Source organism: Paenibacillus sp. FW507-14B1B (assembly GCF_058781425.1).
This window is the reverse complement of the sequence record NZ_JBYSWS010000002.1, coordinates 141,824-155,335: the sequence shown is the minus strand read 5'-3', so window position 1 is coordinate 155,335 and position 13,512 is coordinate 141,824. Positions and strand designations below refer to the sequence as shown.

The window sequence follows — 13,512 nt, the reverse complement described above, 5'->3', positions numbered from 1 at the left end:
GGTACATATTCAATCTGATCACGATGATAAATGGAGGATTATTAATATGAATAACAAACCTTTGTCAGGAAAAGTAGCCGTTGTAGCGGGCGCAACAAGAGGAGCTGGGCGTGGTATTGCAGTCATGTTAGGTGCTGCGGGTGCGACCGTATATTGCACAGGAAGAAGCACAAGGGAAGGACGGTCAGATATCAACCGACCCGAAACGATAGAGGAAACGGCTGAGATGGTTACAGCTCGCGGTGGGAAGGGTATTCCAGTTCGTGTGGACCATACAGAAGAGAAAGAAGTAGAAGCGTTTTTTAAACGAGTGGATGAAGAACAGAACGGACAGCTAGATATCCTTGTCAACGATATATGGGGAGGAGAGCAGTATGTAGAGTGGGGTGTTCCTTTCTGGGAGCATTCTCTAGCTGCCGGTATGCTGCTTCAAGAGCGCTCTGTTCGGGCTCATCTGATTACTAGCTATTATGGTGCTCCTCTTATGGTGAAGCGCAAGCAGGGGATCATCATCGAGATGACAGATGGTGTTGGTTACAGCTACCGGGGGCAGTTATATTACAGCTTGGCCAAAATATCTCCGATCCACTTAGCTACCGCAATGGCGGAGGATCTTCGTCCCTATAATGTAACCGCCGTATCAGTTACACCAGGCTTCCTACGATCAGAGCAAATGCTTGCGTACTATGAGGTAGAGGAAGAGAATTGGCGCGATGCTGTAGCGAAAGAACCGCATTTTATCGAATCGGAGACACCGTATTTCGTTGGGCAAGCAGTAGCGGCACTCGCTGCAGATCCAGATGTATTTACGAAGTCGGGTAAGTCTCTGAGCAGTTGGGTGTTGTCGGATGTGTATGGATTCATTGATATCGATGGGAGAAAGCCGCATTGGGGGAATTATGCGCTGAAGCACGGTATTATGGATAAAGAGCAGGTTGGTATGGAGTGAGTTTTTTATAGGAGAGTTTATTGGTGAGAATCTTAAGATATAAGTTGTTGTATGGAACCTGTTTGGAGTTATCCAGACAGGTTGTTTTTTTGTATGTATGTATTTTCATTGAGCAAGGTTATTTAGAGGAAGAATAATCAAGAACATCATGGACTAAGCGTTGAAAAAAATCATTATACATAGTAGGGGATGTTATTCTCACATATTCATTTTATAATTTAGGGAGTCTTCTGAGTGTATACATCATCGATCTTTGAATAGAGGGAGAGTGACGGTTATGGACCGGACGAAATCTCACCATGATGGCAGTCAGATGGAACGGTTGACGAGAGGCTTTTCGGATGAAACGCTAGAATTAATAACCAGTTTATCTGAAGAGGCTCTGCAACAGAAATTAGCTCGGATGATTACTCCTCCGATTACCCTGAATGAACGTACTGATTCTGAATTACTTGAACTTTATTACACTTCTTCATATGTTCATCTGTTTGAGACTTTCAATATCCCTAAAGAAGCGAAGCTGTTTGAGATTGCTGCTGGTGATACAATCTTCATACCTAAAGCGTTGAATGCCTATGCAGACGAAGGAGCCAAGTACATCACAGCAAATCTCAATAAAAGTCTAACAAGCGGTTTTAGGGAAAAGGCATCAGAGTTAAGTATTGAGCTAGAGATTATTGAAGACAATGGTGTCAATATTCTGAGTTACTGCGGAGAAGGTAAGGTGGATGTCGCTGTATTTCATCATGCGATGAATGATATTATACAGACCATTGTTGCAGAGCGAGAAGGAAACGATACCGTTAATGTGGATTGGTGGACCGCTGAACCTAAGATGCTCCAGACCGTTATGGCCTACCATGCCCGAGGAGAGTTAAAGACCGCAGCTTATAGCGAGTTCATTAGCATTATAGAAACCTGCATGAAACTGCTGAAGGAAGAAGGGTACTTTATATTTGATAATTGTACCTATGCAGGTTATGAGGATATGGGCTACAGCTCAGACTTTCACAGCAACTACATCCAGTTGGCCAGAGAATGGATTCATGAGGCAGATCTCGGGCTGCAAGAAGTAGAACTGGAAGGCTTTGATCCGAAGTGGTGGATGGTATTACAGAAGACCTAATAATAATCTCCTCTAGCTTTCACTTTCGTAAAGGTTACCCCTTAGAATATACATTGGATTATCCTCAGGATAATCCAATGAAATTCTAGGGGTTATTTTTTTTACCAGCAACGGAGAAGGCATTCAACTTGTATTTAGCACAAACGGAACAGTAAGCGGGTGTTATAAGTCTTATACTGTGAATAAGAACTGAATTTGCATGATTTGTAATCTAGTAATCTATTAACTCGTAAAGGAATGAGCATATGCAGCAATATTATGGAAGTCTATGTACAGAGGTATATGATCTCAGCAAACCGCTTGGACATTCTTTTGGTGATGTAGAGTATTATAAGGAACGTCTGGGCGATACATCAGAGAGCGTACTGGAAGTCGGTTGCGGTTCTGGACGGGTGCTAATTCCACTGCTGCAGGCTGGATGTAAGGTGGATGGGTTAGATAATTCAGAGGATATGTTGGAGTCTTGTCGTAGTAGATGTTCTGAGCTTGAATTAACACCGCGTCTATACAAGGAGGAAATGCACAATTTCCAATTAAAGCAACAGTACAACGCCATTATCATTCCAGCGGGCTCTTTTCAACTGCTTGAAGGCAGGGAGACGGCTATCACAGCACTTCATACGATATATGAACATCTCGCTCCGGGCGGGAGAATCATACTTGATCTATTTCTTCCCACGGATTACGATACCAAGTCTGTCTCCACAAGAACCTGGGACACAGAAGCGGGAGAGGTCCTTACCCTTGAGGAGACACGAATAGAGGTTAATTTGCTTGAGCAGCGAATGGTGTCTTTATTAAAATATGAAAAGTGGAAAAATGGGCGGCTACTTCAATCAGAGCTGCAGAGATTTCCTCTTAGTTGGTACGGTCACTATGAATTTATACTCCTTTTGGAGAAAATCGGGTTTCGTGAGATTACAGTTTCAGCAGATTATAAATATGGTGAGCAACCAAGCCACGCTGAGCAAATGCTCACTTACGAGGCAGTAAAGATTTAATTGTAATAAGCGTATTCTACTATGGTTGAATCTGCTCCTGAATGTATGGGTAATCATATGTAAGAGGTATTTTACTTCTAAAGGAGGAGTCAACATGTTTCATTACACCGTTCAGACGAATAAATCACCGACACAGGCTATTTCAGATTTGACGGACAGCTTGAAAGAAGAACAATTTGGTGTTCTCTGGAGCCTTGATATGAAAGAGAAGCTGAATGATAAAGGTGTAGACTTCAATCAGCTGTATTATATTCTAGAGGTGTGTAACCCGGTAGAGGCGAATCGTGTTCTATCCGAGAATGTGCTCGTCGGTTACTTTCTTCCTTGTAAAATTGCTGTATATGAGGACCAGGGAACCACAAAGATCGGTATGCCTAAACCGACTGCCCTCATTAACTTTTTAGAGAACGATAAGTTGTCTGCAATTGCTCAGGAGATTGAGCAGCGCTTAATAAGTTGTATTGATCGTAGTATCTAAAATGAAATGCAGCTATATAAGAGCTGACCAAGAGGCCAATTTCGGCCTCTTTTTTTATTAGATTGGAAGACAATTTGAATAGTATTAGAGCATTAGGATGGAACGATGACATATGTTAAACGTAGTAGTTGTTAGTATGAACGCATGATTGGAGGAATTAACGATGGATAGAGGTTATTTTGTAGGGTGGGGTACACTGGCTCTAATTAATGCAGGAATTGCTCAAGGGAAGAATCGAAGCGGCCTGAACTGGTTCTTGCTTTCTTTACTGTTAGGTCCAGTGGCTACCTTTTTTCTAGTTATCGCAGACAAAAGATAGTTGAGAGAGTTGACATATGAACTTGATCTTACTAACATATAGAGTATACCCCTATAGGTAATTTTTGTTGGGAGGTACTTAAGGAGGGAAGCGTTTGAGTACGATAGCTTTGGGTCCATTCATGATCCGGGCGGATATATTGATCTTTCTTTTATCTGCGATAGTCGGCTTTATCGTTCTAAAGATTCGTCTTCGAAATCGAAAAGAATCGAGTTTTATTCTAGATACCTATGTTAACGCATTGATCATTGGATTTGTCGTCTGGAAGTTCAGCATGATCGTATTCGATCCAATACGCACGATTCAGAATCCGTTATCTCTATTGTACTTTACGGGTGGGGACAAAGGGATCCTTCTAGGAACAGCTTTAGCCCTTGTATATATAGGATTTCGGCTGAACAAAAATAAGTTGTGGATCATTCCATTGTTAAAGGCGTCCATATTAGCATATTTAGCAGGAGCTTTTACAAGATGCCTCTTTTTATGGTTGTGGGATGAATCCTTATGGATCATTGGCTTTATGTATGTGATACTTCAAGGCGTATTCTTGGTGCTCGTTTGGGTGAAATATGATGTTTCGATACGTGTATTTAGCTCACTCGCCTTATGGTACAGCATTGGCTCGGTACTGATCCCTTTCTTTGATCCGAATCGTTCCACTGTTGTGGCTGGATTTAACTCGGTTCAAATTACGTTTGGCATTGTAGCGTTCGCCCTGCTGTTATTGGATGTATTCTTAAGTAGATCGAACAAAATCAGCTGATTCATCGGAAGAACTTAATGAAGGGGGATGCTCGTGAAGAAAAATGGAATTGCCATTTTGATATTACTTGGTCTTATTGCTTGGGGTATATATGATTATTCCAGCAAGAGAGACGAAACTCAAATGCAGATGAGCAATGGAAATATGGAAGTGGATGAAACGATACCTGAGGGACTTAAAGTTGGAAATAGGGCACCAGCGTTTTCTCTCCAGACGAAAGATGGGGAGTCAATTCAACTATCAGATTACAGAGGAAAGACTGTGCTCTTGAATTTCTGGGCTTCATGGTGTCCACCGTGTAAAATCGAAATGCCATATATGCAGGATTTCTATGAAGAATATCAAGACAAGGATACGGTTGTATTAGCGGTGAATATGACACATCTGGAGAAGAATGCGGAGGATCCGGGAGCTTTTCTAGAAGAAGTAGGGGCAACATTTCCAATGGTATATGATCTTCAGGGAGAGGTGACGGATAAGTACAAGATCGTTGCATATCCTACGACTTATGTTCTTAATAAACAAGGAATTATTACAGACCGGTTTCAAGGGGCCATTGATCATAGCATTATGGTGAAAGCCTATGAAAAATCGAAATAATACAGCTAATAAGTTGAAGTAATCTATAAAAAGTAGACGTTTGTATCTGACAGGAACTCACCCATTGGAATAAAATGAATCAATTCAACGGGTGAGGAGGATGAGCGGTGCATAACATTTATCCACTTTCAGTAGATACTTGCAAACCTTATGTAGGCCGTCAGGTTTGCGCAGTGCTTCATGATGGTACACAAATAACTGGAACTCTTAGGGGTGTAAGTGACAAAGGACTGGAGTTTGAAGAAGCGTATCCAAGCGCTAATATAATGTCAACAAAGCCAGACAAGGCGAAAAAACAACTGAAGTCTATGGTGAAGAAGGCAGAAACCTCGGCCTTTGGACCTGGATTTGGTTACGGATATGGATACGGAGGCGGGTTTGGTTACCCTGGGGCTGCCTTAGCTTGGACTTCGATTGCATTATTATTCTTAGTGCCTTTTTTATTCATTTAATATTATAAATAGAATAAGTATGAAGCAGCTCTATTCAGGGCTGCTTTTTTTATGATTCATTTACATAGAAAAGGATTAGTGAGTGCGATTCATCATTGCCGAATACAATTCCTTGAAGTAAACTTAAAAACAAAAAAACAAAAGAAAACAAACATTAAATATATTTGAAATCTTTTGTTAATTGGAGGCGCTGAACATGCAAACAGAAATGCTTCATCCGGCTGATCAATTATTGATGATGATGGAACGGATCTACAGCTATGGAATGACCACAACGTCTGGAGGGAATCTGTCCATTAAAGATGAGAACGGGGATATATGGATCACGCCGGCCGGAGTGGATAAGGGAGCCTTAACACGGACAGATATCGTATGTGTAAAAGCTGATGGATCGGTGAACGGTCACCATAAACCTTCAAGCGAATTTCCGTTTCATCGTTTGATTTACCGCACACGTCCAGATTTAAAAGCCGTAGTGCATGCTCATCCTCCTGCGTTAGTATCGTTTAGTATCGTTCGAAAAATTCCAAATACGAAGCTGCTTCCGAATGAAGAACTTATTGTGGGCGACGTAGGAATGGCTGAATATGCGCTTCCAGGAAGTGAAAAGCTTGGTGAGAATATCGCGGCTGAGTTCGCTAAAGGTATGAATAGTGTCATGCTTGAGAATCACGGTGTAGTTGTAGGTGGGAACAATTTATTTGAGGCATTCCGTGCGTTTGAGACGTTGGAATACTGCGCTAGATTAGAAATTAATGCTCATCGGATTGGTACACCCATCACACTGCAGATGGTTAGCCGAGATAAGCCCCAAGTAAAGATGAGTGAGTTTCAACCGGGAGAATATACAACCGAGGAACGCGAAATACGAAGAGAAATGTGTATGCTCATCTCTAGAGCGTATGACCAAAGATTATTCATCAGCACACAAGGAACATTCTCACAGCGAATGTCAGATGGTTCTTTCGTAATTACGCCTTACGGGGATGACAGGAAGTATTTGCAGCCCAAAGATTTAGTTCGAGTTGAGCAAGGAAAATATGAGGCAGGCAAAATACCGAGTCGTTCGGTGGAGTTCCATGAGCTTATCTATAAGACACAACCCCATGTGAAGTCCATTATTATTGCGCATCCACCTAACATTATGGCATTTGCTGTGACAGATACATCATTCGATTCACGTACGATTCCGGAAAGTTATATCTTGCTTAGAGAAATGCCGAAACTTCCGTTTGGTATGGTCGTTCATCAAGTCGAACAAGCTGCAGCTTATTTCAAAAAGGATACTCCACTTGCCATTGCGGAGAATGACTGTGTCATCGTAACCGGCTCATCCTTGCTTAACGCATTTGATCGGCTCGAAGTGGCAGAGTACAGTGCAAAAGCATTAATAGATACTTTTATTTTGGGACCTGTACAGCATATCGATGAGGCTAAGATCCAAGATCTTAAAGAAGCATTTCACTTGGAATAAAGCTATTCGTTAACAAAAAAACGAAATATATAATCAACTTTTTGCCCGTTTACTTTTGAATTAAACCTATTCAAAAGTAAACGGGCGTGTTATTATGTTTTCAAATACATTGTGAATATTTCGTTACAAATCCAAATTAACGCATCCGAAGGGAGATTCATTCATGGTTCAAAGTTTATGGAACAATACAGAGGCAGCTCAAGCGAACAACACGCTAGACGAACTTGTATACCGCTCTAATATTATTGGTTCAGATCGCCGCGTGTGCAATTGGGGCGGAGGAAATACATCAAGCAAAACAATCGTAAAAGATTTCCGCGGCCGTGATGTGGAAGTGATGTATGTTAAGGGAAGTGGGTCTGATCTTGCTTCTATGAAAGCAGGCAATTTTACAGGACTTCGAATGGATGATATTAGACCATTGTTCGAGCGCGATCAAATGCCAGATGAAGAGATGGTAGCATATCTCGCGAATTGTATGATTGATGCCAAAGATCCAAGAGCTTCGATTGAAACATTGTTGCATGCGTTTCTTCCTTTTAAACATGTGGACCATACCCATCCCGACTCCATCATCAGTCTTTGCTGTGCGGACAACGGTAAGGAGCTAGCGAAGGAGATCTTTGGTGACCGTTTCGTGTGGGTTCCTTATGTACGACCTGGATTTACGCTATCCAAGATGATCGCTGAAGGTGTTCGAAGTAATCCGAATGCTGAACTGGTATTAATGGAGAAGCACGGCCTTGTAACCTGGGGTGAAACTTCTGAGGAGTGCTATGCTCAAACGATCAAAATCATCAGTGAAGCGGAAAGTTTTATTGAAAGTAAATTTAAGCAAGATCAATTATTTGGTGGTGTGAAACATGAAGCGCTACCTGCTGATGTACGTCATCGAATTGCCGCAGAAGTGATGCCTTTGGTTCGTGGTGCGGTAAGTGATGTGAAGAAGATGATCCTTTCCTTTGATGACGAGGCAGATGTGCTGGATTTTGTCGGTGGTAAAAATTCAGCAGAGCTTTCACAGGTTGGAGCGGCTTGCCCAGATCACTTGGTACATACCAAAATGGTCCCTCTTTTTATTGACTGGACACCTAATGCACATGATATTGAAGGACTTAAAGTGAAACTGCAAGAAGGTATTGCTTCATATAAAGAACAATACAAAGCTTATTTTGACCGTAACAAGCATGAAGGAGATGTAATGTTTGAAGCCGCTCCTCGTGTTATTTTGATTCCGGGTGTTGGGATGATTAACTCCGGCAAAAGCTGGTCAAATTCTAAAGTAAGTGGTGCACTTTATCATCGGGCAATTGCTGTTATGCGCGGGGCAACAGCACTCGGTCAATTCGTATCTCTGAGTGAGAACGAATCTTATAACGTAGAGTATTGGCCATTAGAGCTTTATAAGTTAACTTTGGCTCCGAAGGAAGCTGAATTCTCCCGTCAGGTAGCTTTTATTACTGGAGGAGCAGGTGGAATCGGCAGTGAAACCGCACGTCGACTCGTTTCTGAAGGAGCACATGTTGTCCTTGCAGACCTGAACCTTGAAGGTGCAGAGAAGGTGGCTGCAGAGATTAATGAGACATACGGTGAAAACCGTGCGATCGCTGTGAAGATGGATGTAACGGATGAAGAAGCGGTGTATGCTGCATATCAAGCTACTTCACTAACTTATGGCGGTGTTGATATCATCGTGAACAATGCTGGCCTTGCAACTTCCAGTCCTTTTGATGAAACAACACTTAAAGAATGGAATCTGAACATGAATGTTCTTGGAACAGGTTACTTCCTTGTTGCTCGTGAAGCGTTTAAGATCATGAAACAGCAAAGTATCGGGGGCAGCATGGTATTCGTGGGTTCGAAGAACTCTGTGTATGCCGGCAAGAATGCCTCAGCTTATAGCTCTGTGAAAGCACTGGAAGCACACTTGGCACGTTGTATTGCGGCTGAAGGTGGACAGTATGGTATTCGGGTGAATACGGTCCTTCCGGATGCGATTCTACAAGGTTCTGCGATTTGGAATTCTAATTGGCGCAATGAGCGTGCAGCCGCTTATGGTATTGAACCGGATCAGCTTGAAGAGTATTACCGAAAGCGGACAACACTGCTAGTAAACATTTATCCAAGAGATATCGCAGAAGGAATCGCATTCTTCGCGTCATCGCGTTCGGAGAAAACGACAGGATGCATGCTCACTATTGACGGTGGTGTACCTGCTGCATTTACCCGTTAAAAAACGGAATTAATTCTGTATTACAATAAATGAATAATAGGGAGAGACGCTTTGGACACGGTTATTATAGCGGAGTTTGAAGCGTCTCTTTTGAGCAGAAAAGGTTGGACGAATTTCACAGGCTAGAAGGTTGATCTGCGAATCTTTTGAGGTTAAGGTAAATGAGCCGGAACAAGTGGCAGGGTAGGCTGAAGCTTACGAAATATTCGTCGAATCGTGAATTTGACTTCAAAAATACAATAGTAAGGATGAAGAGATTTATGCTGGTTGCTGAACGTTATGAGAAAATTGTGCAGTTGGTCAATGAAAGAGGAAGTATCCGGGTAACCGAACTGAGCGAGCTTTGTGGTGTAACGGAGGAAACGATCCGCCGGGATTTAGATCGGCTTGAGGATTCAGGACGTCTTCGCCGGTCCCATGGAGGCGCGGTTAGTGTGAAAGATCAACCGTTTTCTTGGCGTTCGCAACCGGAGATTCCTTTTACTGAACGAGAAATTATGCATGCCGAAGAGAAGCAGCGCATTGCCGAGGAAGCTGTAAAACAGATCGAACCTAATCAGCGGATTTTACTCGATGCGAGCTCGACTGCTTGGTATATGGCACGACTGATTCCAGATTACCCTCTAACGGTACTGACGAATTCAATTAAAGTCGCGGCTGAATTAAGCGGCAAGGAGAAGATTGAAGTCATCTCCACTGGTGGTATATTGGCTCATCGTTCTTTATCGTTTGTAGGTCCTTTAGCAGAGCGTTCTCTGGACTCCTATCATGTGGATAAAGCATTTCTTTCCTTCAAAGGTGTTCACGTCGAGAGAGGGTTAAGCGAATCCAATGAGCTGCAGGCGAGAATTAAACACAAAATGATCGGGATGGCGGATCAGGTCATTCTTCTTGCAGATGCGAGTAAATTCGGCGTTCAAGCTTTCACTAAAGTGGCGGATCTTGAGCGTGTGAATACGATTATTACGGATCAGCGTCTTGCGACAACCGATGCGGAACCTTTTATAAAGCGTGGAATCCAAATGATATCTGTATAATCTGCCAGCGTATGACTAACTGAATAGTAAGTGGGGTGCTACTTATGAAAATATCCTTGTTTGTAACCTGTTTAAGTGATGCTTTATTCCCACGCGTATCTGAAGCGATGGTTCGTCTATTAGCCCGGTATGGCGTTACACTTGAATTTCCAGACATTCAGACCTGCTGCGGACAGCCTGCTTACAATAGCGGGTACTGGGATGAGGCACGAACAACCGCCAAGACCATTTTGGATGCTTTTGAGGACAGTGACTTTGTCGTGTCTCCCTCAGGTTCCTGCACATACATGATTCATCACTACCCGGACTTATTTAAAGATGATCCTATCTATTTGAAGAAAGCTGAAGATTTACAAAAGAAAACGTATGAATTTACTCAGTTCCTCGTTAAGGTTCTCGGTATAACAGATATCGGCGCTACATTCGCTCAAAAAGTAACGTATCATCCATCCTGTCACGGCAGTCGGCTGCTGGGTGTAAAGGATGAACCGATGGAGCTGCTTCAGCAGGTTAAGGGGCTGGAGTTCGTACCGCTTCCTTTTGCAGAAGACTGCTGCGGATTTGGTGGTACGTTCGCTGTCAAAATGGCGGATATTTCAGGAGCAATGGTTACAGAGAAGGTAGATCATGTCATTGAGACCGAAGCCTCCGTATTGGTCGGCCTCGATATGGCATGCCTGATGAATATTGCGGGCAACCTCAGATACCGTGGTGAGAAGGTACAGGTCATGCATTTAGCCGAGCTTCTCTATGAAGGGGTGAAAGAGGCATGAGTACAACGGAGACCAAAAAGATGAGTGTAAAACAACGCTCCAGCCTGGCCTTAAACAATGATTTTCTACGAAGTGCGGTACGGTTTACGACAGAGAGATTGCGAAGCGGGAAGCTGCAAGCATCCGCTGATCATGGTAACTGGGATACATGGCGTGAACGTGGACGTCAAATCCGGCTTCATACGATTGCGAATCTTGACTATTACTTGAATCTCTTTGCAGATAATGCCCGCGCGAATGGAGTTCATGTCCATTTTGCAGATACGGCTGAAGAAGCGGTGAATCTTTCTCTTCAGATTGCTGAGCGGAACTCTGCTAAATCCGTTGTGAAATCGAAATCGATGGTTTCTGAGGAGCTGCATCTGAATAAAGCACTCGAGTCCATTAGGGTAGAAGCCGTAGAGACTGACCTTGGGGAGTATATCATACAGCTAGCAGACGAAACCCCGTCGCATATTATCATTCCTGCCATTCACAAAAACCGTTACCAGATTGCAGATTTGTTATCCAAGGAGGCAGGGGAGACATTGCCACCGGATACTTCGATATTAGCTGGATTTGTTCGGAACAAGCTAAGAGAAAAGTTTTTGGATGCGGATATAGGTATGACCGGTTGTAACTTTGCGATTGCCGAAACAGGTTCGATGGTATTGTTCGAGAACGAAGGTAATGCTCGTATGGTAACGACACTTCCGAAGACACAGATTACACTGATGGGGATGGAACGGATTATTCCGTCTTGGACTGATCTCGAAGTGATGGCGACTTTACTTCCTCGTTCGGCTACAGGGCAGAAACTGACGGTTTATATGTCCGGTATTTCAGGACCACGTAGAGAACGTGACGGAGACGGTCCTGAGGAAATGCATATTATTATTATCGACAATGGTCGTTCCTTGCAACTAGGGGATCCGGAGTTTCAGGAGCTTCTGAATTGTATTCGCTGTGGAGCTTGTTTAAATGCTTGTCCGGTCTATCGTCAGATCGGAGGACATGCGTATGGCGGAACCTACAGTGGACCTATAGGAGCGGTACTTACACCGGCTCTTCAGAAGAATGTAGCGGAATGGGATGATATTGCGAATGCGTCAAGTCTATGTGGTGCTTGTTATGAAGCTTGTCCTGTAAAGATCCCTCTACACGATATGCTTGTCTCCTTGCGCCGGCGTAAGGTTGAGGCTGGCAGAGGCAATAAGCTTGAAAGAGCAGGAATGAGTGGATTTGCAGCCATCATGGGCAATTCTAAGCGCTATAAAGCTGTGATCAGACTTGGGAAGATTGGACAGAAGTTAATTGTTCGTGGTGGCGAGATCCGTTCGAAACTCGGCCCGTTAAAAGGATGGAACTCATACCGTGTTACTCCGAGCTTGCCGAAGGAATCTTTCCGAGATAAGTGGCCGACACTGGAGCAGGAAATCCGTAATGGCGTTAAGGAAATGGATGCAGGGATGGAGAACAGGCTGAAGCAGATCATGAAGGATCGAGAGACGGGAGGGGGACACCATGACTAAACAGCAATCTCATCAGGAATGGCTTGCCGATCTAGAGTCGAAGTCGAAGAAGAAACAGGAAGCGTTTATGAATGGAATTGCCGCTAAGCTGAACAGACCACGTGTGCTTAAGAAGCCGGAACAGCCTTTCCGCGGCGCTCCCGAATTCTGGAATGATTTTAGCTGGACACCCCAAGAGCGGATTCAACATTTCACATCGAACATGGAAGCTGCAGGTGGTTATGTTGTGCATGTAGCGGGCATGGACCAAGTGAAGCAATTCATTACGACGAAAGCAGGAGAGATGAGTGCTAGTCGGATCTTAAGGCAAAATCAAAAGGAGCTTTCGGAACTTAATTTAGAGAGCACGCTTCCTAATACAGAGATTTCCGTCTGGAATGACCATCCTGAAACAGACTGGCGCTCAACAGCAGCAGAAGCTGACTTCGGAATCGTTGTGGCGGATCATGCGGCAGCGTATACCGGATCGATGGTTGTCATGTCCTCGCCGGACAAAGGCAGATCTGTTAGTTTGCTTCCCACAGTACTCATTGTCATTATTCCGATAGAACGCTTAAAGACTCGTCTTGGTGAAATATTAGTGAACTTTGATGAAGCTGGAAGAGAGAGTCTTCCAGCGGGTATCCATTTTATTTCGGGTCCTAGCCGTTCTGCGGATATAGAGAACGACTTGACAATTGGTGTCCATGGACCTGGAATTGTCTATGCACTGCTTGTGGATCAGTTCGAATAGAGCAGACTCAGGTTTATTGTGTAATATTCTTATATGCATCCTCTTCCGTGTACAGGGCTTTAT

At 43.5% G+C, this 13,512-nt stretch carries 14 protein-coding genes; all 14 read left to right on the top strand.

Features of this window, described 5'->3' with window-relative positions; genetic code table 11:
• The first annotated feature begins 46 nt into the window (after positions 1–46).
• The 14 genes from AC3WJJ_RS08810 to AC3WJJ_RS08745 all read left to right on the top strand — a co-directional run bounded on the left by AC3WJJ_RS08810 (position 47) and on the right by AC3WJJ_RS08745 (position 13,449).
• Positions 47–949: an SDR family oxidoreductase gene (locus AC3WJJ_RS08810; RefSeq protein WP_492539839.1), complete on the top strand. Its 903-nt coding sequence runs from the start codon at positions 47–49 to the stop codon at positions 947–949.
• 277 nt (positions 950–1,226) lie between these two features.
• Positions 1,227–2,075, top strand: a complete 849-nt coding sequence (locus tag AC3WJJ_RS08805) for a hypothetical protein (RefSeq protein WP_492539837.1) — start codon at positions 1,227–1,229, stop codon at positions 2,073–2,075.
• Positions 2,076–2,320: 245 nt separating this feature from the next.
• Positions 2,321–3,076 (top strand): class I SAM-dependent methyltransferase, encoded by a 756-nt coding sequence (locus AC3WJJ_RS08800; RefSeq protein WP_492539835.1) that lies wholly within the window; start codon positions 2,321–2,323, stop codon positions 3,074–3,076.
• Between the two features lie 94 nt (positions 3,077–3,170).
• Positions 3,171–3,554 carry a DUF302 domain-containing protein gene (locus AC3WJJ_RS08795; RefSeq protein WP_492539833.1) on the top strand — a complete coding sequence of 128 codons (384 nt, stop codon included), beginning with the start codon at positions 3,171–3,173 and terminating at the stop codon, positions 3,552–3,554.
• Positions 3,555–3,717: 163 nt separating this feature from the next.
• Positions 3,718–3,873 carry a hypothetical protein gene (locus AC3WJJ_RS08790; protein ID WP_492539831.1) on the top strand — a complete coding sequence of 52 codons (156 nt, stop codon included), beginning with the start codon at positions 3,718–3,720 and terminating at the stop codon, positions 3,871–3,873.
• 94 nt (positions 3,874–3,967) lie between these two features.
• Positions 3,968–4,636, top strand: coding sequence for a hypothetical protein (locus AC3WJJ_RS08785; protein WP_492539829.1), 669 nt, complete (start codon positions 3,968–3,970; stop codon positions 4,634–4,636).
• 33 nt (positions 4,637–4,669) lie between these two features.
• Positions 4,670–5,236: a peroxiredoxin family protein gene (locus AC3WJJ_RS08780; RefSeq protein WP_492539828.1), complete on the top strand. Its 567-nt coding sequence runs from the start codon at positions 4,670–4,672 to the stop codon at positions 5,234–5,236.
• Positions 5,237–5,343: 107 nt separating this feature from the next.
• Positions 5,344–5,688 carry a hypothetical protein gene (locus AC3WJJ_RS08775; protein WP_492539826.1) on the top strand — a complete coding sequence of 115 codons (345 nt, stop codon included), beginning with the start codon at positions 5,344–5,346 and terminating at the stop codon, positions 5,686–5,688.
• 196 nt (positions 5,689–5,884) lie between these two features.
• Entirely contained in the window at positions 5,885–7,162 is a 1,278-nt protein-coding gene (locus tag AC3WJJ_RS08770; RefSeq protein WP_492539824.1) for a class II aldolase/adducin family protein, read from the top strand.
• A gap of 163 nt (positions 7,163–7,325) precedes the next feature.
• Positions 7,326–9,395 (top strand): bifunctional aldolase/short-chain dehydrogenase, encoded by a 2,070-nt coding sequence (locus AC3WJJ_RS08765; protein ID WP_492539822.1) that lies wholly within the window; start codon positions 7,326–7,328, stop codon positions 9,393–9,395.
• A gap of 260 nt (positions 9,396–9,655) precedes the next feature.
• Positions 9,656–10,432 (top strand): DeoR/GlpR family DNA-binding transcription regulator, encoded by a 777-nt coding sequence (locus AC3WJJ_RS08760; protein WP_492541967.1) that lies wholly within the window; start codon positions 9,656–9,658, stop codon positions 10,430–10,432.
• A gap of 44 nt (positions 10,433–10,476) precedes the next feature.
• Positions 10,477–11,205: a (Fe-S)-binding protein gene (locus AC3WJJ_RS08755; protein WP_492539820.1), complete on the top strand. Its 729-nt coding sequence runs from the start codon at positions 10,477–10,479 to the stop codon at positions 11,203–11,205.
• Positions 11,202–12,716 carry a LutB/LldF family L-lactate oxidation iron-sulfur protein gene (locus tag AC3WJJ_RS08750; protein WP_492539818.1) on the top strand — a complete coding sequence of 505 codons (1,515 nt, stop codon included), beginning with the start codon at positions 11,202–11,204 and terminating at the stop codon, positions 12,714–12,716. The genes AC3WJJ_RS08755 and AC3WJJ_RS08750 overlap by 4 nt, the downstream gene beginning before the upstream one ends.
• Entirely contained in the window at positions 12,709–13,449 is a 741-nt protein-coding gene (locus AC3WJJ_RS08745; RefSeq protein ID WP_492539816.1) for a LutC/YkgG family protein, read from the top strand. Before AC3WJJ_RS08750 ends, AC3WJJ_RS08745 begins: the two co-directional genes overlap by 8 nt.
• Positions 13,450–13,512: the final 63 nt, after the last annotated feature.